Below are 22,002 nucleotides of genomic sequence, written 5' to 3'. Positions count from 1 at the left end.
GGCAATGAGGGAGCGATGCCGGATTTCACCGACCCCACACACACGCTGGGCTATGAGTTCGAGCGGCACGTGATAGCTCTCTTCGGAAAGGACTTCAAAGTCGTCACCTGGGCACAGGATGGCCTGCGAAGCAGGCAGGAGATCGACTTCAACCCCGACCTCATAGTCGAGCACCTGCCATCGAAGACAGTGTTCGGAGTCGAGTGCAAGTTCCGGTCAAAACTGTTCGCGGGCAACATCGCCTGGGCCAAGGAATACCAGCCCCAGAAATACCAGCGGTACGTAGCCCGGACAGGCCACCGGGTCTTCATCGTCATCGGCATAGGCGGCACCCCTTCCAGCCCCGACTACATGTACTGCATACCCCTCTGGCAGGCGAAGTTCAACTTCTTGAATCCCGACGTGCTCAAGAGGTACCGGCGCAATCCCCGGCGGATGTTCGAGTACGATAAGGCGTCGGGACAGCTGAAATAGGTTGTGATGTGTGGTGAGATAGCAATACGAGCGTTGCGCTGTGCGTTTCAGATTGCTCAGACGACATGAGACAGCAAGCCGAACGCTGCGCTGTGCCAGATCACAGATTACGACAGATTGCTCAGATTTCACAGATGACAATAGGACTAAAACGAAGATGGTTAACTTTTCCATTCTTATCGATTCGTATCTGTGCAATCTGTGTCATTCGTCGTAATCTGTGACCTGGCACAGCGCAGCGTTAGTCCACGTTCACGGGCTCCTCTGCAACATAGTAAGAGTTATTTATCTCGCGCTCATTGTCTCAATCGATGCGGGGCTGTACGCTGTTACTTTCGGACATCCATGCCGACATAGGCGCGCTGGATGCCATTCTCAAGCTGACCCACGACCCGGCCTTTGCCGGGCGGTTCGGCCCCGTGGAGCGAGTCCTTAACCTCGGCGATACAGTGGAGCGTGGCTACCACCCGTGCGAGGTCATCGACCGGCTCAGGTCGCTGCACCACCTGGTCTCGGTGCTGGGCAACCACGACGAGGCGTTCATCTGCGGCAACCCGGTGTCGGGGAGCGACTCTCGTAGCGAGGCCGCGAACTCGCAGTGCCGGGCGCAGGATACGTGGAAGGGCTTTTTCGAGAATGCGGGCCAGTACTGGGCAGACCACGATGCCCGCCTGTACGCTTCTCACGGCGGCCCCGTAGACCCTGAGACGATCTGCCCAGCAGACGCCGACCAGATCACCGCCTGGCTGCACAGCAGAACCTGGCAGAGGATATCCCGGGACGGCCAGCGGTACTTCGACTGGAGCGGCTACCACTACCTGCCGGAGGACGCGTTCGCCGCCGTCCGAAAAGTGCTCCAGCCCGGCTTTGTCATCCTCTGCGGCCACGAGCACGCCGAGGCGGCCTTCGAGGAAAGCGACGACGGCAAAGTTGCCGACATCCTGTACTGGCTGCAGAAGTCCTCCTTCACGATCAAGGGAAGGCGGATCGACGAGAAGCTGCTCCCGCTCAGGGAAGATCGGAACTACCTGGTCAGGCTGGGGCTGGCAGGCCCGGAAGGGTACTACCCGTACTTCGGGTGGGACAGGTCGTATTTCGGAGTGTACTACGAGAAAGACGGCCGGCGGTACATTTCCCTGCTCAGCTTCGTCCTCGGCCGGGACAGAGTGCCGCCGTAGACCTGTTTCGCATGGATGGTACTGTGTTGCATAAATCAACTACTTTGAATCGAGCCATTGCAGATAAAGTGACTTGGCAATACGATCGCTGCGCTGTGCCAGATCACAGATTATGACAGATTACACGGATTTCACAGATGGCATTAGATCAAAGCGGTAAACGGTTAATCCATTTCTCATCGAGTAGTATCTGTGCAATCTGTGCCATCTGTCATAATCTGTGATCTGGCACAGCGCAGCGATCGTCTTAGCATCGCCTCGAGAACGCCTGCTTCAGCAGGCGTTCAAAAGGCGAACATAAAGATGAGAATTATGCAACATAGCAGATCGATGGAGCCGCTATAAACCTGTTTTTATGGAAATGGCGCTCGATAGGTTCAAACAGGCCCGTAGTTTACCTAATTCTTATTAAACGGGACGTTCTAACATATGATCAATAGCGGGTTGGCAGGGGTCAACTAAATGCTGGACGAAACGCTGATCTTGATCTTAGCAGCAGGCGCAGCCTGCATCGTTTTCTTCGCGGGGCTCTGCACGGTAGCAGCCAGCCTCTACCTGTTCGTAAAGCAGAGAGGCCGTACCGTCGGAGGAGTCCCGGCGTGGATGCTGGTGCTCGCCACAGGCTTGTTCCTGACGTTCGTGGTGCCGGGCATCGTCATCTTCGCCGCGGCTTACATCATCGCCACCCAGACGCCTCCTCCTGTAGTGACCTGCTATGCCCCGATGCCCCCGGACTATTCTACCGGGGCTGTAGTCGACCGGGCCGGCTTACTTGAGGAGCTCCGCGGACAGGGCAAGATCCCTGAAGACGTCTACGATAAGGTCCGCGGAGGCCGGTGAGCGAACCATGGAAAAGCTGCTGATGCTCGTGATCATAGCCGCGGGCATCGTGTCGCTGGCCGCCGGGGTGCTGTGCGTCGGTACATCAGCCTACCTTTTCACCCGGAGGAAAACCCTCGCCCTGGGACCGGCGCCACTCTGGATGATCGCCCTCGCAGCAGGCTTATTCCTGACGCTGGTGATCCTCGGCGCCGCCATCTTCCTGCTGATGCAGGCGATCATGGCTCCGCCTCCGCCGGTGGTGACCTGCTACGAGGTCCAGCCAGAGGTGACGTGCTACAAGCCGGCCGCCTCGGTCATCTTGACCGCCGTACCGATCACCATGAGGCTGGAGCTGGCGGAGAAGCTCCGGGAAAGCGGCAAGCTGCCCGAGCACGTTTACAATAAGATCAGAAAGTAGGACGGGCTATGTTTCGAGAAGTCATGAAATCTATGGCGACGAAGGAGCCGGAGACCGGGTTCATCTACGAGGTCACTGCCGCCTGCAATAACCGCTGCCTGTACTGCTATAACGTGTGGAAGTGCCACGGCCGGCCGACGCCCGGAGACCTGCCCGCGTCCGAATGGGCGAAGATTACCGGGAAGCTGCAGCGTGAGTCTTCTGTCAGGCTAATCACAGTCAGCGGAGGGGAGCCCCTCCTGAGGAAAGACCTGCCTGAAATACTCGGGGACATCAAGGCCCGCCATATTAATGTTAACCTCATCACAAACGGCACCCTCCTCACAGGGGACAACGTCGCCGGGACCATCGACAGCGTTTCGATGTACGAGCTGCCCCTGCTCAGCGATACTGCTTTTGCCCACGACTATCTTGCGCAGTCGAAGGCGTTCGACAAGGTCATAGACGGCATGGCTAACATCACCGCTGCCGGCGGTAATTTCGCCGCGGTCTTCGTCGCTACCAGAGTCAACGCGGATGACCTCGAAGGCGCCTGCCTCATGGCCATCGCCCTCGGCGCCCGGACCCTCATGTACAATCCCTTCAACCCGGGCGGCGAAGGGCTGAGACACATGGAAAAGCTTCGGCTGCCCGCAAGTACCGTAAAAGCCCACCTGGACCTTCTCGAGGAACTGTCCCGGCAGTACGGCATTCCGGTGCACTGCGGCGTTCCCGTCCTGCCCTGCGTCCTGGATACCCGGGAGTATAAGCGGATCACCTTTGGCAGCTGTCCGGCGGGCGGGCAGGGGGCGTACTACACCATCGACCCGCAGGGCATGATGCGCATGTGCAACCACTCGCCCCAGGTGCTCGGGGACTTCAGGGAGGAGCCGTTCAGGAAGATCAAGGCCTCCGCAGCGGCAGAGAGCTTCAGGCGCTGCGCCCCGGAGAGATGCCGCGGCTGCAAAGATTTTCCGGCCTGCAGGGGCGGATGCCGGGCCATCCTGGAGCAGATCTACGGCCGGGCAGACGTGGAAGAGCCGCTGTCAGGAATTACACAGACTTAAGCGGGCAATAGCTATTTGACGCCTTTTAACCTGATCTACACTGATGTACTGCGACGTCGACGGGCTGAGGGTGTACTACGAGGAGTTCGGCGAAGGGGCCCCGGTAGTGATGATCCACGGGTACGGCATCGACCACAACGTGATGATCGGGTGCATGGAGCCCGTCTTCGAACGCCGGCCGGGCTACCGCCGGATATACTTCGACCTGCCGGGCATGGGCCGGACCAGAGCCCCAGGCCACGTTATGAGCTCCGACCAGATACTGGACACAGTCATCGGCTTCTGCGAGAAGATCGTGCCCTGCGGGACGTTCCTGGTCGCCGGTGAATCCTACGGGGGATACCTGGCCCGGGGCATGGTCCGTCGCAGTCCCGATCGCCTCGGCGGGCTTTTGGTGATCTGCCCGGTCGTCATAGCGGAAAGGGCGAAGCGTGCGCTGCCGGAGCGGAGCGTGTTCGCCCGGGACGAGGAATTGCTGGCCGGCATCGAACCCGAGGACCGCCGCCTGTTCGAGCGGATGCTGGTACTGCAAGACCGGATACGCTGGAAGCGGTTCCAGCAGGACATCCTGCCGGGCGTCAGATCGCGGGATGACGACTTCGTCCGGGAGCTGATGAAAAACGGGTACCCGTTTTCCTTCGACGTGGACCGGCTCGAGAGGCCGTTTGAAAAACCGGCTCTCCTGCTGGCCGGGCGCCAGGATGCCACGGTAGGCTTCAAGGATATGCTGAAAATCGTGGATAACTATCCCCGGGGCACCTTTGTGGTGCTGGACCGGGCGGGCCACGGGCTGGAAGTAGAGCAGCAGACGGTTTTCGAATGCCTGGTTAACGAGTGGCTGGACCGGGTAGAAGAGCAACAGTGCCAGATCAAAAGATAGACACGCGAGAGACCCCCGGACTTGCCGGGTATGCCAGGAGTTGTGATTTTTGTACCCGGCCTATCTCGAGGCTTACCAGATATAATCGATTTGCATGCAGTAGCCGGAGCAGATAATTTCGCGGATGACATTGAACGCTTTTACGGGGTTTTTAGCTGCGATTTCGTTGCTAAAAATCATTACTTCGTACGGAAAAATGAAATTAGATATTTCTCACCGTGTGGGGTGATGATGCCGGCAGAGGGCAAATATCAGAGTGGATAGCGATCTGTATGGACGGCCGTATAGGGAGACGGAGCGGGGAGAAAAACGGATACCAGTCCAACGATGATATGTTCCGGTTCATGATAGAGAACTCGGGAGACATCCTCTGGACGATCGACCTGACCGGCCGGTGGCAGTTCATGACCAGTAACGTCGAGAAGGTCATCCACATCAAAGCGAAAGACATCGTCGGAAAGATGGTCTGGGATTTCGTAGCGCCGGAATACCGCGAAATCCTAAAGGATAAGCTGGCAAGGCGAATAAAGGGAGAGGACCTGCCCCCGTACGAAGTCGTCGTCATCGACGCCCAGGGCAGACGAGCGCCCTTCGAAGTGAAGACCTCCCCCATCCTCAACAAAGAGGGTAAGATAGTCGGCATCCAGGGTATCTCCAGGGACATCACCCAGCGGAAAAATGCTGAAGCTGCGTTGCGAAAAAGCGAGGAAAAGTTCCGGGATCTGGTCGAGAACATCCAGGACTGGGTATGGGAAGCGAACAATAACGTAATTTTTACTTATACCAGCCCTAGAGTGCGGGATATCCTGGGGTACGCTCCGGAGGAGGTCATCGGCAAATCCATGTATGAGTTCATGGAGCCCGGGGAAGCTAAGCGGATATCAGCCATACTGCAGAACCTGATCAGTCTGCACAAGCAGTACGATGTCGCCGAAAAGACAATGATTAGCAGAATGGGCGATCCGGTGGCCATGGAGATGACGCTGACGCTGACGTACGACGAAAAAGGGAGCATCAAAGGCTTCAAGGGCATATGCAGGGATATCCGGGAAAGGAAACAGGCCGAAGAGGCACTGCGAAGGGCATACGGCGAGCTGGAAAGGCGGGTTGAGGAGCGCACCAGGGACCTGGCCCAGGCAAGAGGCACCCTCCAGGGCATCCTTAACACGGCCCCGATAGGAATCATAGTCGCCAATGCCCCGGACGGTAACATCTCGTTCTACTCCCCCTGGGCGGAGAGAATTTTCAGCGACGATGTCCCCGGTAACGTGTACAGCCCGACAGTAAGCCCACGCCGGCTTTTACGGTCCAACGGCTCGCCCTACCCGAACAGCGAACTGCCTCTGTTGATCTCGCTGGAAGAGGGAAAGCGGATAGACGATGTGGAAATGCAGTTCATCAAGCGGGATGGCCAGAAGATGAACCTGCTGGTGAGCAGCGCCCCCATCCGGGACGAAAAAGGCCAGATTAGGGCCGCCGTGGCGACGATAGTGGACATCACCCGGCTGAAGTCTATAGAAAATGAGCTCCGGGACGCCAAAGCTCAGGCGGAACTGTACCTCGACCTGATGAGCCACGACATCAACAACCTGAACACGATAGCCTCCGGCTACATCGAAATGGCACAGGCCAGGGCGACCGAGGACAGGGAAACGACCATGCTGCTCGACAAGTCCGCCGAGATGCTGGAGAGCAGCACCCAGCTGATCGATAACGTCAGGAAGATACAGCAGGCGGAACAAGGAGATCTGCAGACGGAGATCGTCGACCTGTGCGAGGTCATAGAAAAGGCGAAGAAGAGGTACTCGAGCCGGGTGGGAAGAAACGTCACCATTACCGCCAGCTACCCCGCAGGCCACAGCTGCATGGTGACCGCAAACCAGCTTATAGAGGATGTGTTCGCCAACCTGATCGACAACTCGATCAAGCACGCGTCTCCAGATAAGCCCGTGCAGATCAACATCGCCATAGCCGAGATCAGCAGAGCTGGCAAAGAATACTATATGGTGACGGTCGAAGATAACGGCCCGGGCATTCCCGACGACGTGAAAAGCCGCCTCTTCGCCAGGCTCCAGCGAGGGAGAACAAAAGCCGCAGGCAGAGGGCTCGGGCTCTACCTGGTCAAAACCCTGGTGGAGGACTTCGGCGGGAGCATCAGGGTGGAGGACCGGATAAAGGGCAACTACCGGGAAGGCACCCGATTCGTCGTCCTGCTGCCCACAGCCGAGGCTTCGCCCCAGGGAGGAACAGGAGCCTGCGCTGGCTGAAAGAAACTGATATTTCCAGGCCGACGACCCGCGCACCAGAGGATATCCGGCTTCCCGGAGTGAACCGTCGCTCTCACCAGTTTATCCTTCATCCGCACCCCGGGTTTTTATTTTTTCACATGCAGCGATTTATCAGTCCTACCTTCGTCCTACATCATAGCTAAGGTGATATTATGGCTGAAAAGAGTGAGAAGAAAGGTGGAATGTCAGTACGTGAAGCAGGCCACAAGGGTGGCGAGAAGACCGCAGAAACCCACGGCAAAGAATTCTACCAGGAGATCGGGGAGAAGGGTGGCGAGAAGACCGCAGAAACCCACGGCAAAGAATTCTACCAGGAGATAGGCCACAAAGGCGGAGAAAAAGTCGCCGAGGAGAAAGGTCCCGAGTTCTACTCGAAGATCGGGCACAAAGGCGGCCAGAAGGTCAAAGACCTGATCGAGAAGGGAGAAGAGGCCGAAGAGAAAAAGTAGGTAAACAAGTAACGCCGGACCGATAAAAACGATTTCTCTTTTGAGGCCGCCCCTGACGGCAGGCCGGCCATCACAGGTACGGAGCGGCGGAACAGCCCACCGGAAGCCGGGATCACGTTTCTCGTGCATGTGAAGGATGGACTTTGCCCGGGCCCGGCGGGCCATGCCGCGAGCTCCGGAGCACACTACGTATAAGAACTTCTTGAACCTGAGCAGTGGGCGCTACGAAAGTAATGGGACTCCGGCTTCAAAAAACCTTTCGGAAAGCGGGGCTTTCAAAAAACCTTTCGGAAAGCCCACGTGAAAATCCGGTCGAAGAGGATGTGCACGAGCCTGGCGAAACCCCGCAGGACAAGCCCCCGTAGCCGGTACACCGCCTTTCCGAGAACTATGTGGAAGACCATGTGGAGAATCCAGCGAAAAATCCTGCCCAGCACCACTTTAAGCCCCTCGTGGATCACTTTTCCTATTCATCTTCCGCCGCCGGAGGCGTGACCAGGACCTTGTCGACCCGCATGCCGTCCATGTCCATGACTTCGTAGGTATAGCCGTCTACAGTGAACTTGTTACCCACCGCCGGAATGCGGTGCAGGTGAGTCATGACGAAGCCGCCCAGGGTCTGGAACATGCCACTCTCCTCTTCGGGCAGGCTGTCGATATCCAGCTCGTTCTTGAACTCGTCGACGGGCATCATCCCGTCCACCAGCCACGAGCCGTCATCTCTCTGGACAACCTTGGGGCCCTCGATCTCGGAGATGTCGCCGACTACGGATTCCATGATGTCGTGGATGGTGACCAGGCCCTGCAGTCCGCCGTACTCGTCGATGATCAGGGCCATGTTCTTGCCCGATTTCTTGAACAGCTCCAGCGCCTTCAGCGCGGGCATGCTCTCGGGGATGAACAGCGGCTCTTTCATGGTCGCCTTCAAATCGAGAGGCTGGCCTACCATGTACCTGCTCAGCAGATCCTTCGCGTACACGATGCCGAGCACCTCGTCCAGGCCGCCCTCGCAGACCGGGAAGATCGAGTGGCCGCTCTCGGTGATCTTCTGCCGGACCTCCTCCAGCGAGTCATCCGTGTACAGCGCCGTCACATCGGTGCGGGGCACCATCATGGCGCTGATCCGCCGCTCTCCCAGGCGGAACACGCTCTCGACCATGTCGCTCTCCGCCTCCTCGAACACGCCCGCCTTGGCACCCTGATCGATCAGGACCTTGATCTCTTCCTCAGTCACCGGAGGCTCGACAGACGGCTTGATACGCAACACCCGGAGAGAGAGCTCTGTGGAAAGGCTCAGCAGCCGGACAGCCGGCATCGCCAGCATGGACAGAAAACGCATTGGCCCGGCGATGATCAGGGCGATCTTCTCCGCGCTGTTCAGCCCGATGCGCTTGGGCACCAGTTCCCCCACCACGATCGTGAGGAAGGTGATGGCCAGTACTACAGTGGCTATTGCGATGGGCTCCGCATACGGGGACAGGGCAGGAACAGCACTAATGTACGGGGCGAGGTCTTCGGCGATGGTCGCCCCTCCGAACGCACCGTTCAGCACACCAATCAAAGTGATGCCGACCTGGACAGTCGACAAGAAATCCCCCGGTGCCTGGGCCAGTTCAAGGGCTAATCCGGCGTTCTTATCCCCCTCGTTGGCGAGCTGCTGTAGCCGGGCCTTACGGCTGGACACAATGGCGATCTCAGCCATCGCAAAAAGGCCGTTCAGAATGATCAGAAATACAACGACGACTGCTTCGATCAATAAATTGGACATTGACAAGTCTCTCCGGGACGGCCAGAACATTTCCGATATTGAGCATACGTACGTCTCGAAATGCACCTGCAATATGCAGTATTAGTCTGTGGCCATCCTAAACTTTACTATCACGCCAGCGCCCGAACATCAGGTCGGTAGGCGCTCTATGATAAGATAATAACATAGGATAGGACATGGTTTATAAATTTTTTGTAGCCAGAGTATCAAGGTCTGGCACTACAATACTTTTCACACGCATATAAATAAAAGTCATACGCCAGACGCCATTATTATTATCGCCGGGTAAAATCGGCTAAACCTCCCGCCCATTACGGGCTGAAGGTGCAAACCTGGATAGAGAATATAAAACTGCAATAGCCCTTGCAATAATAATTTCTGCGTTGCCTATAGCTGGCATAATATGATGCCAGAAGGTGCGGATGTGAGCAAGACATCTGCACGGATACTCCCTATCCCTACCTTTTCAATTCACTTATATATCTCTTATTTATCAAGCCGGCTGAGTTGATAGTGGATAAGATAGCAGAAGAAGACGATGAAAATCGGAAGATTAGTTATAGAGCCTCGGGCGAGATTTGAACTCGCGACCTCGTCCTTACCAAGGACGCGCTATGCCGGCTAAGCCACCGAGGCATCCAGAATTCAGCAACACCCAAATGTCACACCTTATTAATAAATATGTCGGTCGGGCCCGCCTGTGGCGGGCCAGATCGGCGTGGTCTGCACCCCTGAAAACTGGAGACCTGCGGTCTCGGGAGAATATGGGCTGCAGGCATCAGAGACAGAGATGGAGGCACGCTATACCACGGTGACTGGCAGAGGACTAATGGAGGGGTGGCAGGCCTGAATCCCACATCTGCGCTGGTAAGCGCAGGCCGATCACCGATACCCTTTGTTAGGCCTCCCGCGATCCTCCCTTCCGTACGACCTTACAACTCATATATACCGAAAGGCAAGCGACGGTACTTCCCCTATATCTTCCCCACCATATCGAGGGTGGGCTCCATTGTGTCTTCGCCGGGCTGCCAGCTGGCGGGGCATACCCGCCCCTTGTGGTCGTGGACGAACTTCGCTGCCTCCAGCTTTCGCAGCAGCTCTTTCGCGCTCCGCCCGAAGCTGTTGTCGTGCATCTCGATAGCCTTCAGGAGTCCTTCCGGGTCGATGATGAAGCTGGCCCGGAGGGACACTCCCTCTTCCTCGATGTAGGTGCCGAACTCTTTACATAGCTTACCGGTAGGGTCTGCCAACATGGGGTACCTGATCTTCTTGATCGCCGGGGAGTTGTCGTGCCATGCCTTGTGAACGAAAGCGGTGTCCCGGCTGACGCTGAACACCTCTGCATCCAGGTCTTTGAACTTCGGGTACAGGTCCGCCATTTCCTCCAGCTCCGTGGGGCAGACGAAGGTGAAGTCGGCGGGGTAGAAGATGAGGACCATCCACTTGCCCCTGTAGTCTGAGAACTTGAGCTTCTTTATCTCGCTGCCGACAAAGGCGTCGGCTTCGAAGTCGGGAACCCGATCGTTAATCCTGAGCATGGGCAATCACAGAATAGTTTATAATATTCACGTTTATATAAATTATTGAGCTTTCCGGGATGCTTCGACCCGGGAGGCTGGCATACTGTTGACGGGCCCATAAAGAGGCACCCCGATAAATCTCGCATGCGCTGAAAGTGCAGGCTGACCCTCGAAATCTTTGTTGGGCTTCCGCGATCCTTCCTTCCGTTCAACCTTATAACTCCATCTAAGGCAAGAGAAGCGACGGTACCAGCCTTAGATTTTACAGTCCGCAGGACAACAATCATTATATAGTATTTTTATAAGACACTCCTCGGTACACAGGGGTGGGCAAGTTTTACTCGGACACTCTGTTCAGGGGACACGTCATGCAGGCGCTGCTGACATGCAGCCCGGAAGTCTTCCGGTATCTCTGGATGTCATACTCTGATCAGCAGCTATGCTCCCTGAACAGCTGCCGCCGGATTATGCGGGACCCATACTACTCAGAGAACCGGCCCGACCCGGAGGTAATCGAGCTAATCATCGGCCAGAGGCTCCGCTGGTAGCCGTTTTCCCTGTACAGTAAACCCCCGGGTAATAGGCGGTTCGGGTGCATTCGCAGGGACTCCGGAGTGTAGTGCAACCATTAGTTTACGATAAGTAGCTAATTATAATATCGTTTTTAGGCCACATACCAGAGGTGCCTAAATAAACTTTTTATACATTACGATTGAAAAGTGGATATATATGGCTGAAGGGATGGATGGTTCGTCGATCAGGGCTCACATAGAGTCGAACACGCTGATAATTGGGAAAAATTCCAACTATATCAAGCCTCTCAACTACAGGGTCAACCTGCTGGCCGGCATGAACTCGAGGCTGCTGGAACTGGTCAACATCGACGGCGACCTCGTGCTCAGCAAGGGCGCCCAGGCGATGGGCGACGTCAAGGCCAACAACGTGATCCTCGGCCCGTGGACGATCATCCGGGGCAACCTCACCGTCAAAGGCGATCTGCTGGCGCTCGACCACGCCCGGGTCCTCGGCAAAGTCACCTGCAAAGGCAGCGCCATCATCCGCCCCGACGTGGCCTTCGGCGAGCTGCAATCCACCGGCCTCATCGAGTACTACGGCAAGAAGCCGGCCAGGAAGACCAAGGGCAAGATCGTGACCAAAAAAGTGGAAAAATAGAATAAACAGCCTATCCCGACAGTGCAGTATGGTTTAAACTACTTTGGCCAGATGGTCAATAGAGCCACAGCGACATTGCGATCTACTACAACCGGGTGGTAACTGGAACCACGGCGGCACAGCGACACAGCGTCTATGCGATCCATAAACGCCCGGATGGTTACTGGAACCACGGCGGCACAGCGACACAGAGACAGTGGCGAACCGGTAAAAGCGACCTCTTTTTCAGTACACGGCGACACGGAGACAATGCATTAACCAAAAGCTGTTCGCTATCCAATCGTTTCAGTCTGTAATTCTGATCAGTATCCTGAAAGCTTCAGTACCCAGTTGAATCCTGACCGATGTAGCACTATGATAATGTGTAAGTTGGTTGTCTCTGTGCTCCCAGCCACCGTGCCGCTGTGGAGCATAAAAAAGAGCCATGCAATTCGGGTACGGTTGTCTCTGTGTCGCCGTGCCGCCGTGGTTCAAACAATGGATCTTGTTATCGTGTCTCACCCGGTCTCCGTGTCGCCGTGCTGCTGTGTTGCATAATTCATTTTCTCTTCTTTGGGCCGAGCTATTGCAGGTGGAGTGACTCAGCAAGACGATCGCTGCGCTGTGCCAGGATCACAGATTACGCAGAATCTGATGATTCTGACAGATGCCACAGATTGCACAGATTCTAATCGATGAGAAATGGATTTGCCGTCTACCGATTTTATTCTAAGGTCATCTGTGAAATCAGTGCAATCCGTTTCAATCTGTGATCCTGGCACAGCGCAGCGATCGTCATCGCATCGCCTCGAGAACGCCTGCGACTGCAGGCGTTCAAAAGGCGAACATGAAGATAAGAATAATGCAACACAGCATCGCCGTGCCGCCGTGGTTAGAACATATGATCTCCAGTTGGAAGGATAGGGAGCCGTGCCGCCGTGGTTGAGAAGTTGCAGTGATTGATCTTGTAGGGTTATTTCTCTAAGACCCGGTTGGCCAGCACTGCCTGGCCGAAGGAGACTCCGCCGTCGCCGCAGGGGAGCTTGTGGTTGGTGACGAACTGGAGGCCGCTCTCTTTCACCGTGTTCTCGATGACGGCGCCGATGGCCGCGTTGACGGCGACGCCGCCGCTGAAGCCGACGATGCCTTTGCCGGCTTTCTTTGCCTCCTCGCAGGCCTGGTCTGCGAACGCCTTTGCGAGGGTGTCCTGGGCGGCGGCTGCTATGTCAGCTTTGCGTTTGCCTTCGTCGAGCGCCTCGACCACCGAGAGTAGCAGAGATCTCGAGTCCACAAACCGTATGCCGTTCTGAGTAATTATGTCGCACCGCAGCTTTACGTTTCGGGCGTCGCCATAGTAGGCGACGCTCTCCAGCTTCATCGCGGGCTCGCCTTCGTAGGTCCGCTGGTAGCAGATGCCCAGCACGGCTGCGACTGCATCGAGCACTCTGCCGGCGCTGGAGGTGCGGGCCACGTTGAGGCCGGTCTGCAATTGCCGCAGGATGACGCTCGCCTCTATCCCGGTCATGCCCTGCTCCAGCATCTGCGTGATCCTGCCGTCTTCGACTGATCCATGCAATAGCCCGGCCACCATGCGCAGCGGGAACTTCGTGGCCAGGTCGCCCCCGGGCATGGGCGCGGGGAGCAGCCCGACCGGGTGGCCTTTGCCTGTAAATATTTCGCCGCCCCAGACGGTGCCGTCTTCTCCGAAGCCCACCCCGTCCATGGCGACGCCGACCACGTCGTCGACGCTGACATCGTCGGTACCGACGCGCTCGACGACGAGGGAGCCGATGTGCGCCCGGTGGTGCTGGACCGGCACGATCCGGGCGCCGAACTTCTGCGCCAGCTCCTTTCCGAGCCTGGTGGACAGGAAAGAGGGGTGCAGGTCACAGGCGATTATCTCGGGCTTCACCTGGGTCATCTTCAATAAACGATCTACGGTTTCCCGGAGATTGTCCAGCGCCAGCGGATTCGTGATGTTGCCCAGATGATGAGAGACGTAGCAGAGATTATCCTTGTAGATCGATATGGTCGAGTTGAGCTCCGGGCCCATGGCTAAAATGGCTTTGGGCGCCTTCTCCTTCATGACGAAGGACGTGGGAGCGTAGCCCCTGGCCATTCTGGTGAAGTACATGCCGCCGCGGTTCCACCTCAATACCGAGTCGTCGCACCGGTTCAAGATACGGCGGTTGTGCAGCAGGAAGCAGTCCGCGATGTCCCCCAGCCGCCGGAACGCCTCCTCGTTGTCCCGGACCATCGGCTCGCTGGGCAGGTTGGCGCTGGTCATGATGAGCGGCTCATCGATCGCGCCGAAGAGTAAGTGGTGGAAGCCGGTGTACGGGGTCATGAAGCCCACGGTGTGCAGGCCCGGCGACACTGATTCCGGCACGTTGTCCTTCCTCCGCAGCAGCACGATCGGCCGCTTGAGCGAGTCCAGCAGCGCCCGCTCGCCCTCCGAGACGTAGGCGTAGTCCTCGATCATGGGCAGCGGGGCCATGAGCGCGAAGGGCTGCTCCGGCCGGTTCCGGCGCTGGCGCAGCAACTGGGTGACGTCCATCCGGCAGCATAAGTGAAAACCACCTACGCCCTTGATGGCGACGATTTTACCATCCTGGAGGGCGGCGATCGTCTGTTCCAGGGGAGGCGTGCTCTCCTGTCTTCCTGAATCGTAGAAGCTCAGCTTCGGGCCGCATTTAGGACATGAGATAGTCTGGGCGTGGTACCTCCTGTCCTTCGGATTTTTATACTCCTTCAGGCAGTCCTCGCACAGCGGGAAGTCCGTCATGGAGGTGGTCTCCCGGTCGTAGGGCAGGGTGTCCATGATGGCGTACCGGGGGCCGCAGTCCACGCAGGAGGTGGCCCAGTAATCTTTGTAGTGGCCGGTGTGCCGCATGTCGTCGATGCAGGCATTGCAGATGCCGGTGTCAGGGGGGATGAAGCCTCCGAAGCCTGACAGGCCGCTCTTCTCGATCACGAATTCCTTGTGCTTGCCTTCGTAGGGCCCATACTCTACCTCAACGGAGTCTATGCGCGACAGGGGCGGCCCTACGCGAAGTTTGGCGATAAAAGACTCTACGGCTGCATCGTCGCCCTCAGCCTCGATGGCGACGCTGGTGCCCAGGTTCTGCACAAATCCCATAACTCCGGCCTCGTTTGCGATGCGGTGGACGAACGGCCGGAAGCCTACCCCCTGGACAATGCCCTTTACAGAAATTCTCGCCTTTTTCATAGAATTAGCTCAGATTGACGTAATGCTTCAAAAAGTTTATTGCCGATTTGTGATATATTTTTCTATGTCATGTTTTATGGATGGAGCCCTGTTTAATGGAGCCAAGCGTTAAGAGGACAAAAATCATCAATGATGCCGCGGACATGGTGCCGCTCCTGCAGGTGTTTAACTCACGGCTGCACTCGCAGGTATTCGACGAGGTGTCAGCCGGGTGGAAGACCAAGGAGGAGCTGGACGAGATCACCGGCAAGGATACTGCCAAGAGCCTTGATGCGCTGCGGCAGGGTGGACTGGTCGAGAGCAGGTGGCGTATGCCTGAGCCAGGCCAGCCGCCGGTGCTGGAGTACCGTACTTCTTATAGCGAGGTGCGGGCCAGCTTCCAGTGTACGATGAAGGAGATGAGCGAGCTGATCATGATCTCGTTTTCGATGGACGAGGGGTTAAGGAAGTTAGCCGAGGACATCGAGGCCGAGGTGGAGAAGGGTAACGCTTCGCTGATCAACCTCGCCCGGGTGTTCGACAAGAGCCCGATGTTCCTGAAGGCCATAGCCAAGCGGTCCGGGCGCATAGCGGTCAAGGGACAGCGGCTGGAGATCGTCAAGGAACGGCCATGACGCGTCAAGGAATAAGACCATGACGCGTCAAGGAATAAGACCATGACGCGTCAAGGATTGATATCATGACGGTGCTGGAGAAGAAGCGAGAGGTGACGCGGTTCCAGATCCTCGTGGAGGTCGCCGCTAGCCAGCCCCAGATCAAGCAGAGCCAGATAGCCGACTCGCTGGGCATCACCCCCCAGGCTGTTTCCGAGTACATCAAAGACCTGGTAGCCGAGGGCATGATCAGTTCCGGCGGCCGGGGCCAGTACACGGTGACGCCCCTCGGCGTCGAGTCCATCATCGCGGGCGCCCGGGAGCTGAAAGACTACTCGGACTACGTGCTCAACAACGTGATCGGGCAGGTGACCGTCTGGGCCGCTATCGCCAGAGAGCCGGTAAAGAAGGATGACGTGGTCAGCCTGACCATGGAAGCAGGCATCCTCTACGCCGGGCGCGGGGGCGGAAGCGCCAGCGGTACCGCGATCAACGCGGCGGGCGCAGGAGAAGACGTGGGCGTAGCTGGCCTGAAAGGCCTCATACCGCTGAAGCAGGAGAAAGTCACGGTGATTCGGATACCGGTGATAGCCGCAGGCGGCTCCCACGGTGTCGACGGGGCACTGCTGAAACGCTCGGTGAGCGGCACCGTGTGCGTGGCGGGCATCGAGGCGCTGGCCGCGCTGGGGAAAGCCGGCGTTAAGCCTGACGTCCGGTTCGGGTCAGTGGAAGCCGTCGTGGAAGCGGCAACCAAGGGCTTAAAAGTCACCCTCGTAATTTCCGAGGACATGGCTCCGCAGGCGATCCAGAAGCTCGAAGCGGCGGGAATCAGCTACGAAGCCGTAGACCCGGCCCGGCAATAGTGTTACCTTTTTAGCGCAAGCCAGGCCTTTTCCCCCGCGGGCCGCTGATCTTTTATTGAGGCTTTTTATCGGCACGACGGCAAATCTTTTCATATGGCGCTGGCGGGACGTGAAGGGCTTGAAAAATACCGGGCCGTCTTCGAAGCGGCAAGCGATGGCATTGCCCTTCAGTACCCGGGCACCTGGGAGATAGTAGACGTTAATCCGGCAATGTGCCGCATGTACGGGTACTCGAAAGAAGAGATCATGCACATCAATCCCGCCCTCCTGTTCTCCGGCGAAGACCCGCTCGCGATGGAGAAAGCCGGGGCGAGGCTACAAGCAGCCATGTCAGGTCATCCCCAGCTGTTCGACTGGCATGCCAGGCACAGGGACGGGCATACGTTCTGGATTCAGGTGAGCCTGAAGCTCATGCAGATCGGGCCACAGGCGTATGTGCTGTCGTTAGTCAGGGACATCACGGACCGCAAGAGAATCGAGCAGGAGCTGCACGATAGCAAAATTAGCCTGGAACAGGCCCAGCAGCTGGCTCAGCTCGGCACCTGGAGGTGGGACGCCATCAACGACGTGGTTACCGGGTCCTCCGAGGCCAGTAGAATCCTCGGCGTGGATCAGCCGATCACTCAGGGGGAGTTTATCGAGATCATCCACCCCGAGGACAGAACACGGGTAGCTAAGGCCATCAGGAAAGCCGGAGAGAGCGATGTACCTTTCAGCCAGGAATTCCGGTTCCTCCGCAGCGACGGCTCGGTACTGTGGGTACACAGCGTGGGCAAAACTGTTTTCGAAGATGGGAGGCCCCTGTACTCGTTTGGGACGATCCAGGACATCACCGATCGGAAGCGCTTTGAGCAGGAGCTGCAGGAGAGCGAGACTATCCTCGCACAGGCCCAGCAGCTGGCACACCTCGGCAGCTGGAGGTGGGATGTGCAGCGCGACGTCCTAAAGATGTCTGACGAAGGCTACCGGATCATGGGGCTGAAGCCGGGAGAGATCGGGTTAAACTACTCGAGGTTTCTGGGGTTCATCCACCCCGATGACCGGGGGGAGATGGAAAAGGCAATAACAGCAACCGTGAATGAAGGGCTCATGTATCGACAGGTACACCGCCTGGTGCGCCTGGACAGGTCGGTCCGGTGGATACAGTGCGAAGGTAAGATGATATCTACCGAAGATCAGCCGGCGGTGATGCTGGGCACTATGCAGGACATCACCGAGATCAAGAATGCCGAGCGGGCGGTAGAAGATGCCCGGGCTCAGGCTGAGCTGTTCCTCGACCTGATGGGCCACGACATCAACAACATGAACCAGGTCGCGCTGGGCTACCTGGAGATGGCGCTGAACAAGCTCCATAGAGGAGAGCAGATCGGCCCTGCCGACGTCGTGCTGGTGGAGAAGCCGCTGGAGACGCTGGAAAGTAGCTCGAACCTCATCCGGAACGTCAAAAAGCTGCAGCGCGCCAGATCAGAGAACATGGCCACGCAGGCTATGGATATCGGAGAAGTGCTCACCTGGGTGAAGGACCGCGCTCTGCACGCGCCGGGAAGGGACATCACAATCGACTACCGCCCGGCATACGGCTTCAGGGTCATGGCCAACGAGCTGATCTGGGATATGTTCTCGAATATCGTCACCAACGCGGTCAAGCACTCCGACCCGAAAAAGCCGCTCCACGTCCGCATTGCCGTAGACCGCGTCTTCGAGGCGAAGCAGGAGTACTACAGGGTATCCGTCGAAGATAACGGGCCGGGCATACCCGACGACACGAAAAGGCAGATCTTCAGCCGCCTCCAGCACGGACGGGGACGTCCCAGGTCAGGTGGGCTCGGCCTTTATCTTGTGAGCACCCTGGCCAGCCAGTTCCACGGGAGAGTGTGGGTAGAAGACAGGGTTCCGGGAGATCACACCAGAGGAAGCCGGTTCGTGGTAATGCTCCCGGCGCTGCGGGCCGAGGATGCCAACTCCGACGCCGAAGCCCGGGCTTAGATCATTGGTTATTCAACGCCCTCCGGAGCTCCGATAAATCTTCTTCGCAGAACAGGTCTTCCAGCGTGAGGTCGGGGTACTTCCTGTCGATAAGCCCGCCCATGCAAACGCAGCACGTGCCGTTCTCGTAGTGCCGGCAGATCGAGTTGATGCACTTGCCCGGGTTGCGGCAGTGGCTGACATCCCCGGTCAGGTTCTCGTACAGCTCGTGCAGCGTGACCGCCACCAGGTAGCCATCCAGGGTTTCCGGCGCGTGGTCGCAGTCCGGCGAGATGGGATCGAGCTCCGGGGGCACGCCCACGAAGATGAGCTTATGCCTCGCCACGTTGAACCCGATGATATTTGTGCGCGGGGCCATCCCGAAGGAGAGATCCTCGGCCCCGTCGACGAAGACGATACGGATCCTGTTCTCCGGGTCCGCGACCCTGATCTGGCGGACGACCTGCCGGAAGGTTCTGTATACCTTATACCTGCGGCCCATCGAGGATGCCAGCGATCGTAAGCGGCTCCCCGGCTTGTCGTAGTTATCCGGCTGAAAGGGTCCGGTGAACGCTTTGCTGTCGGGGAACAGCGCCGGGTCATACTCGAGCGCGATGCCGAACAGCTTTTCGAGCACCGCGCGCAGCATGGGGAAATCCCGGTTGGTCACCGCTCGCAGCATAAAAACAGTACCGTGGTAGATCGTCTGCGCTTCTACAATAAATATATAACCCCCGCCGGGATTGATCGATCAAATCCAGAATAACCGATGGTAGCCGGATGAAAACTTACTACGACGTTCTGGGAGTCCGCCGGGACGCAAGTCCCGGGGAAATCAAGCAGGCGTACTACCAGCTTGCCCTCCAGTACCACCCGGACAAAAACCCGTCAGCAGAAGCCGCGGAGAAAATGCGCCAGCTCAACGAGGCATACCAGACGCTGTCAGACCCCGCGGCGAAGGCGAGGTACGATGCGGCGCTAACATCTCCTGCACGGCGCCATACCAGCAGAAACACAGGATACGCCAGCCACACGTGGGCGGACTACGGGTACGAAGCCCCCCGGCATACTAACGTGTACCAGCACACGGTATACTTCTCCTTCGAGAACCTCGTCGCCGCAATGATCATGGGCGCCACCCTTGGCCTCATCATCGCCGCCTCCTTCGTCTTCCTGGGTATCCGCCTCGACACCAGGCCCGGCCTCGCAGCGGCAGCCCTGCTGGCCGCCTTCGCGATATTAATCCCGCCTGTGCTCACCATCCTGCAGCTGCGCAAGACCATCAACAGCGACGGCGAAGCAAAGATGGTCGGCGCCATCACGCTGTCCGCCACCCTCTCCATCGCCGTCGCCGCCGCGACCATAATAACAGCCATATTCGGCGACCCCGGCCAGGGGCCCAACCCCCTCTGCGGGTGCTGCGGGCTCACACCGGCTATGGGCATCGTAGGATGGGTCTTAGGCGGCTGGATGGGTAAGATTACCAGGAACATGTTCCCTATCTGAGCATGGGATGAAAAACGATCGCTGCGCTGTGACCGACTGGAAGCAGTCTCTTGTATACAGGATCACAGATTGAAACGGATTGCACTGATTTCACAGATGTCATTAGAATAAAATCGGTAGACGGCAAATCCATTTCTCATCGATTAGTATCTGTGCAATCTGTGGCATCTGTCAGAATCATCAGATTCTGCGTAATCTGTGTTTCTGGCACAGCGCAGCGATCGTCTTGATGTCTTATGAGCACAGAGAATCAGTTATACTTCGGATCCAGGCCTCTGTCGATCACGACGTCGAAGTCGAGCCGGTCTTCCCAGTCCCAGTAGATCCAGGCCTGGAAGATCAGGTCATCGGCAGTGCCGGAAGTTTTGATGCTGGTCGGCTTTTTCTCGCACACGGAAAGCTCCCTGACCTGGATGTCGTAGTACCCGTTGTTTTTATAGTACCCGGGGTTGTCGAACAGGTTCCAGGAAGGGTCGGCGTGGATCCACCTCGACCCGTCCCAGGCTTCCAGCCACGCGTGGCTGTAGACCGTGTCGTTCCGGTCCTTCTCGACGCAGATGATGAACTTCGCCGGGATGCCCATGGACCGGTAGTAGGACCGGGCCAGCGAAGCGAAGTCTTTACAGATGCCGTGGTAGCGCGGGCCGAAGCCGGACTGGTTGTAGCCTATGTACCAGTCGCTCTGGGTGAAGTCACCGTAGTACTGGTCTGTCTGCCACCGATCCGGGTCGGAGATCATCTGGCGGTTCACGTATGCCGTCAGGTTTTTCATGGCGCCGTAGAGGTCCTTGGTCCGGTACGGCTCGACGCCGTTAGTGAGCCCCATTGCGGCGTTCAGCGAGTTGTTGTACGCGTCCCCCTGCCTCGCGATGAAACGCTGATCGTAGTAGCCGGGAGGCACGAGGGTGCTGAGGTCGTCGTTCCCGAGGTTGTCCCCGGCGGGCTCCGGGTCCCCGATGGCAAAGGTCATGAAGATATACCGCCCGGTCTCGTTCAGGTAGTCGAAAGTCAGCGTCTCGTTGATGTCGAAGTCCAGCCTGAAAGCCGGGGAGATAGCCCCCGCATACCCGTCGGAGGGCACAGTAAAGTCGAACTCCAGGGTGAGGTCAGAGCCCCGGGTCCAGTTCTTGAACGCTATTTGCCGGGCGCTGTACCCGTCGGCTGGAAGGCAGAAGGTAAAGTTACCGCTGACCTCTTCCTCGCCGGTGGCGTCCCTGCGGAAGGTGACGGTGGAGGAGTGGGCACTGCCGAGCGGCTGCCACTGATCTAAATCGGCGCTCACGAACGTGATGTTGCCGGCCGTAGGCTTGACGATGACGGGTTCGGCATGGCTCTCGGATAGCGTGTTATAGAAGAGAGCGACGGACGTCATCACGCCGATGAACAGCAGACACGCCAGTAACAATGAAGTTGATCTATGCCCGTCAGACAAGGTTAGACTTCCTGGACAGCCCCCCTAACGAGGCCTGAGCCGGCAGGATATCTGGGTTGCTAGTATTAACCCTTTCTGTCACAATCCGTCAATGCCGCTGCCCTTCGGGCAGTAGAAGAAAAGGGGGTCGCAGGACGCCCTCGCTAGTCATTCCCGGGGCGGCGCTCTGATCGGTACTTCCGGCCGGTCGAGCACGCTCGGTTCGGGCTTGTTGTGCTTGCAGTTCCGGTTGGACATCAGCGGGTCGAGGACGTCGACTTTTCTGGGGCTGCCACCGTAGGCGCAGAGCATGGTGCGGTCGGGCAGCGCTCTTAAGAATTCGCAGCCGATACAGGAGAACGGGAACTCTTTCTTCATGCGGTCGACCAGAGAATCAGGATACAGAGGCCTGTCAAGATCCATGGTCTATCATACGCACT

Annotated in this window: 22 protein-coding genes and 1 tRNA gene; 15 read left to right on the top strand and 8 right to left on the bottom strand. The window is 57.7% G+C overall.

The window, feature by feature from the left end:
* Nucleotides 1-15: 15 nt before the first annotated feature.
* From ACPLPM_RS01815 to ACPLPM_RS01780, 8 genes are all read left to right on the top strand, one after another.
* Entirely contained in the window at nt 16-474 is a 459-nt protein-coding gene (locus tag ACPLPM_RS01815) for a hypothetical protein (protein WP_424358527.1), read from the top strand.
* 311 nt (nt 475-785) lie between these two features.
* A complete protein-coding gene (locus tag ACPLPM_RS01810) occupies nt 786-1,652 on the top strand; it encodes a metallophosphoesterase family protein (protein WP_424358526.1) in 867 nt (288 codons plus the stop codon).
* Between the two features lie 462 nt (nt 1,653-2,114).
* Nucleotides 2,115-2,492, top strand: a complete 378-nt coding sequence (locus ACPLPM_RS01805) for a hypothetical protein (protein WP_424358525.1) — start codon at nt 2,115-2,117, stop codon at nt 2,490-2,492.
* A gap of 7 nt (nt 2,493-2,499) precedes the next feature.
* Nucleotides 2,500-2,892 (top strand): hypothetical protein, encoded by a 393-nt coding sequence (locus tag ACPLPM_RS01800; protein ID WP_424358524.1) that lies wholly within the window; start codon nt 2,500-2,502, stop codon nt 2,890-2,892.
* Between the two features lie 8 nt (nt 2,893-2,900).
* Complete coding sequence (locus ACPLPM_RS01795) at nt 2,901-3,938, top strand: radical SAM protein (RefSeq protein ID WP_424358523.1); 1,038 nt, start codon at nt 2,901-2,903, stop codon at nt 3,936-3,938.
* 43 nt (nt 3,939-3,981) lie between these two features.
* Entirely contained in the window at nt 3,982-4,818 is an 837-nt protein-coding gene (locus ACPLPM_RS01790; RefSeq protein WP_424358522.1) for an alpha/beta fold hydrolase, read from the top strand.
* Nucleotides 4,819-5,090: 272 nt separating this feature from the next.
* Entirely contained in the window at nt 5,091-7,085 is a 1,995-nt protein-coding gene (locus ACPLPM_RS01785; protein WP_424358521.1) for a PAS domain S-box protein, read from the top strand.
* 173 nt (nt 7,086-7,258) lie between these two features.
* Complete coding sequence (locus tag ACPLPM_RS01780; protein WP_424358520.1) at nt 7,259-7,555, top strand: KGG domain-containing protein; 297 nt, start codon at nt 7,259-7,261, stop codon at nt 7,553-7,555.
* 275 nt (nt 7,556-7,830) lie between these two features.
* On the opposite strand, the gene ACPLPM_RS01775 is transcribed toward ACPLPM_RS01780, so the two are convergent.
* The 3 genes from ACPLPM_RS01775 to ACPLPM_RS01765 form a co-directional block, all read right to left on the bottom strand.
* Nucleotides 7,831-8,016 carry a hypothetical protein gene (locus tag ACPLPM_RS01775; protein ID WP_424358519.1) on the bottom strand — a complete coding sequence of 62 codons (186 nt, stop codon included), beginning with the start codon at nt 8,014-8,016 and terminating at the stop codon, nt 7,831-7,833.
* A 5-nt stretch (nt 8,017-8,021) separates the two neighbouring features.
* A complete protein-coding gene (locus tag ACPLPM_RS01770) occupies nt 8,022-9,323 on the bottom strand; it encodes a hemolysin family protein (RefSeq protein ID WP_424358518.1) in 1,302 nt (433 codons plus the stop codon).
* Between the two features lie 563 nt (nt 9,324-9,886).
* Nucleotides 9,887-9,959 (bottom strand) — tRNA-Thr (locus ACPLPM_RS01765).
* Nucleotides 9,960-10,023: 64 nt separating this feature from the next.
* On the opposite strand from ACPLPM_RS01765, the gene ACPLPM_RS01760 reads away from it, so the two are divergent.
* Nucleotides 10,024-10,173, top strand: coding sequence for a hypothetical protein (locus ACPLPM_RS01760; RefSeq protein ID WP_424358517.1), 150 nt, complete (start codon nt 10,024-10,026; stop codon nt 10,171-10,173).
* Between the two features lie 124 nt (nt 10,174-10,297).
* Here ACPLPM_RS01760 and ACPLPM_RS01755 read toward each other — a convergent pair whose 3' ends face one another.
* Nucleotides 10,298-10,861 (bottom strand): peroxiredoxin, encoded by a 564-nt coding sequence (locus tag ACPLPM_RS01755; protein ID WP_424358516.1) that lies wholly within the window; start codon nt 10,859-10,861, stop codon nt 10,298-10,300.
* Nucleotides 10,862-11,169: 308 nt separating this feature from the next.
* On the opposite strand from ACPLPM_RS01755, the gene ACPLPM_RS01750 reads away from it, so the two are divergent.
* Nucleotides 11,170-11,391 (top strand): hypothetical protein, encoded by a 222-nt coding sequence (locus tag ACPLPM_RS01750; protein WP_424358515.1) that lies wholly within the window; start codon nt 11,170-11,172, stop codon nt 11,389-11,391.
* 181 nt (nt 11,392-11,572) lie between these two features.
* Nucleotides 11,573-12,016 (top strand): hypothetical protein, encoded by a 444-nt coding sequence (locus ACPLPM_RS01745; RefSeq protein WP_424358514.1) that lies wholly within the window; start codon nt 11,573-11,575, stop codon nt 12,014-12,016.
* Nucleotides 12,017-12,968: 952 nt separating this feature from the next.
* Here ACPLPM_RS01745 and hypF read toward each other — a convergent pair.
* The gene (hypF, locus tag ACPLPM_RS01740; protein WP_424358513.1) at nt 12,969-15,224 is read right to left on the bottom strand and encodes a carbamoyltransferase HypF; all 2,256 of its coding nucleotides are present in this window, start codon (nt 15,222-15,224) and stop codon (nt 12,969-12,971) included.
* A 95-nt stretch (nt 15,225-15,319) separates the two neighbouring features.
* Between hypF and ACPLPM_RS01735 the strand changes: the two genes are divergently transcribed.
* The 3 genes from ACPLPM_RS01735 to ACPLPM_RS01725 all read left to right on the top strand — a co-directional run bounded on the left by ACPLPM_RS01735 (nt 15,320) and on the right by ACPLPM_RS01725 (nt 18,666).
* On the top strand, nt 15,320-15,838 hold the full coding sequence (locus ACPLPM_RS01735; protein ID WP_424358512.1) for an ArsR family transcriptional regulator: 519 nt from the start codon (nt 15,320-15,322) through the stop codon (nt 15,836-15,838).
* A 65-nt stretch (nt 15,839-15,903) separates the two neighbouring features.
* Nucleotides 15,904-16,680, top strand: a complete 777-nt coding sequence (locus ACPLPM_RS01730) for a winged helix-turn-helix transcriptional regulator (RefSeq protein WP_424358511.1) — start codon at nt 15,904-15,906, stop codon at nt 16,678-16,680.
* Between the two features lie 93 nt (nt 16,681-16,773).
* Nucleotides 16,774-18,666, top strand: coding sequence for a PAS domain S-box protein (locus ACPLPM_RS01725; protein ID WP_424358510.1), 1,893 nt, complete (start codon nt 16,774-16,776; stop codon nt 18,664-18,666).
* 1 nt (nt 18,667) lies between these two features.
* Here the strand turns inward: ACPLPM_RS01725 and ACPLPM_RS01720 are convergent, their stop codons facing one another.
* Nucleotides 18,668-19,327: a hypothetical protein gene (locus ACPLPM_RS01720; protein ID WP_424358509.1), complete on the bottom strand. Its 660-nt coding sequence runs from the start codon at nt 19,325-19,327 to the stop codon at nt 18,668-18,670.
* A 98-nt stretch (nt 19,328-19,425) separates the two neighbouring features.
* Between ACPLPM_RS01720 and ACPLPM_RS01715 the strand changes: the two genes are divergently transcribed.
* Complete coding sequence (locus ACPLPM_RS01715; protein WP_424358508.1) at nt 19,426-20,151, top strand: J domain-containing protein; 726 nt, start codon at nt 19,426-19,428, stop codon at nt 20,149-20,151.
* 250 nt (nt 20,152-20,401) lie between these two features.
* On the opposite strand, the gene ACPLPM_RS01710 is transcribed toward ACPLPM_RS01715, so the two are convergent.
* Nucleotides 20,402-21,583, bottom strand: coding sequence for a transglutaminase-like domain-containing protein (locus tag ACPLPM_RS01710; RefSeq protein WP_424358507.1), 1,182 nt, complete (start codon nt 21,581-21,583; stop codon nt 20,402-20,404).
* Between the two features lie 147 nt (nt 21,584-21,730).
* Nucleotides 21,731-21,985 (bottom strand): hypothetical protein, encoded by a 255-nt coding sequence (locus ACPLPM_RS01705; protein WP_424358506.1) that lies wholly within the window; start codon nt 21,983-21,985, stop codon nt 21,731-21,733.
* Between the last annotated feature and the right edge of the window lie 17 nt (nt 21,986-22,002).

The sequence above is a fragment of the Methanocella sp. MCL-LM genome (assembly GCF_049676595.1).
Taxonomy (GTDB): Archaea; Halobacteriota; Methanocellia; order Methanocellales; family Methanocellaceae; genus Methanocella_A.
The sequence above is the reverse complement of the archived record's forward strand: the minus strand, read 5'-3'. Positions and strand labels throughout refer to the sequence as shown.

Excerpts from the sequence above, each read along its gene's own strand:
- ACPLPM_RS01780 (WP_424358520.1), top strand. The coding sequence starts at position 7,259 with ATGGCTGAAAAGAGTGAGAAGAAAGGTGGAATGTCAGTACGTGAAGCA.
- ACPLPM_RS01805 (WP_424358525.1), top strand. The coding sequence starts at position 2,115 with ATGCTGGACGAAACGCTGATCTTGATCTTAGCAGCAGGCGCAGCCTGC.
- ACPLPM_RS01745 (WP_424358514.1), top strand. The coding sequence starts at position 11,573 with ATGGCTGAAGGGATGGATGGTTCGTCGATCAGGGCTCACATAGAGTCG.
- ACPLPM_RS01785 (WP_424358521.1), top strand. The coding sequence starts at position 5,091 with ATGGACGGCCGTATAGGGAGACGGAGCGGGGAGAAAAACGGATACCAG.
- ACPLPM_RS01770 (WP_424358518.1), bottom strand. The coding sequence starts at position 9,323 with ATGTCCAATTTATTGATCGAAGCAGTCGTCGTTGTATTTCTGATCATT.
- ACPLPM_RS01715 (WP_424358508.1), top strand. The coding sequence starts at position 19,426 with ATGAAAACTTACTACGACGTTCTGGGAGTCCGCCGGGACGCAAGTCCC.
- hypF (WP_424358513.1), bottom strand. The coding sequence starts at position 15,224 with ATGAAAAAGGCGAGAATTTCTGTAAAGGGCATTGTCCAGGGGGTAGGC.
- ACPLPM_RS01730 (WP_424358511.1), top strand. The coding sequence starts at position 15,904 with ATGACGGTGCTGGAGAAGAAGCGAGAGGTGACGCGGTTCCAGATCCTC.
- ACPLPM_RS01795 (WP_424358523.1), top strand. The coding sequence starts at position 2,901 with ATGTTTCGAGAAGTCATGAAATCTATGGCGACGAAGGAGCCGGAGACC.
- ACPLPM_RS01735 (WP_424358512.1), top strand. The coding sequence starts at position 15,320 with ATGGAGCCAAGCGTTAAGAGGACAAAAATCATCAATGATGCCGCGGAC.
- ACPLPM_RS01800 (WP_424358524.1), top strand. The coding sequence starts at position 2,500 with ATGGAAAAGCTGCTGATGCTCGTGATCATAGCCGCGGGCATCGTGTCG.
- ACPLPM_RS01725 (WP_424358510.1), top strand. The coding sequence starts at position 16,774 with ATGGCGCTGGCGGGACGTGAAGGGCTTGAAAAATACCGGGCCGTCTTC.
- ACPLPM_RS01720 (WP_424358509.1), bottom strand. The coding sequence starts at position 19,327 with ATGCTGCGAGCGGTGACCAACCGGGATTTCCCCATGCTGCGCGCGGTG.
- ACPLPM_RS01815 (WP_424358527.1), top strand. The coding sequence starts at position 16 with ATGCCGGATTTCACCGACCCCACACACACGCTGGGCTATGAGTTCGAG.
- ACPLPM_RS01705 (WP_424358506.1), bottom strand. The coding sequence starts at position 21,985 with ATGGATCTTGACAGGCCTCTGTATCCTGATTCTCTGGTCGACCGCATG.
- ACPLPM_RS01810 (WP_424358526.1), top strand. The coding sequence starts at position 786 with ATGCGGGGCTGTACGCTGTTACTTTCGGACATCCATGCCGACATAGGC.
- ACPLPM_RS01790 (WP_424358522.1), top strand. The coding sequence starts at position 3,982 with ATGTACTGCGACGTCGACGGGCTGAGGGTGTACTACGAGGAGTTCGGC.
- ACPLPM_RS01755 (WP_424358516.1), bottom strand. The coding sequence starts at position 10,861 with ATGCTCAGGATTAACGATCGGGTTCCCGACTTCGAAGCCGACGCCTTT.